Annotated in this window: 1 protein-coding gene and 1 pseudogene; one reads left to right on the forward strand and one right to left on the reverse strand. The window is 22.7% G+C overall.

The window, feature by feature from the left end; genetic code table 11:
• A pseudogene (locus GQX97_RS13365) lies at positions 1-251 on the reverse strand (YggS family pyridoxal phosphate-dependent enzyme); the annotation flags it as partial.
• Between the two features lie 145 nt (positions 252-396).
• Between GQX97_RS13365 and tsaE the strand changes: the two are divergent.
• A partial coding sequence (gene tsaE / locus GQX97_RS13370; RefSeq protein WP_157152301.1) for a tRNA (adenosine(37)-N6)-threonylcarbamoyltransferase complex ATPase subunit type 1 TsaE occupies positions 397-699 on the forward strand: 303 nt, incomplete at its 3' end.

Consider the following 699-nt stretch of genomic DNA (forward strand, 5'->3'; position numbering starts at 1 on the left):
CCTATAAAGTGCCAAATTATATTATTATAATTTTTGTTAAGCTCCTCTGCCCTATCCCTYAAACTCTGTGCCTTAGATTCTCCTAATGGYAAATTGATATTCAAAGACAAAAACTCTTTTATAGTTTCTATTGAAGAATATTTACTAACGGCTACAAYATCTATATTATAATTTATATTATATTTATCTTTMAGTGAATTTATATTTTCTATTATAGAATCATATTTATTTTTAATASYATCTCTATCCATCAATACACCTCTTAAATATTATAAAATCAATAAAAAATCTTTCAACTAAAAAATAATATTTACATAATAATCAATTAATTTATATTTGACAAATAACAATCTATAATATATATTCTTTAAAAAATACAAACAAATAAAAAAAATTATGAAAGAAATATTAAAAGAATATAATAATATTACYATAGATAATATAGAAGAAGTAGCTCAATATATATATGAATTGCTAAAAGACGGTGATTTAATTATAATGAATGGGGATTTRGGCTTTGGAAAAACTACTTTTGTAAGACTTCTTTCAAGACTGCTTCAAAGTGATGACATAGTAAGCAGCCCATCTTTTACTTTAATAAATGAGTATAATATTATATTAAATAACAAAGAAACTATACTTCGCCATGTTGATCTTTATAGACTTTCTTCTGTGGCTGAACTTGATGATATTGGATTT

Source organism: Brachyspira sp. SAP_772, assembly GCF_009755885.1.
In the GTDB taxonomy this organism is placed as follows: Bacteria; Spirochaetota; Brachyspiria; order Brachyspirales; family Brachyspiraceae; genus Brachyspira.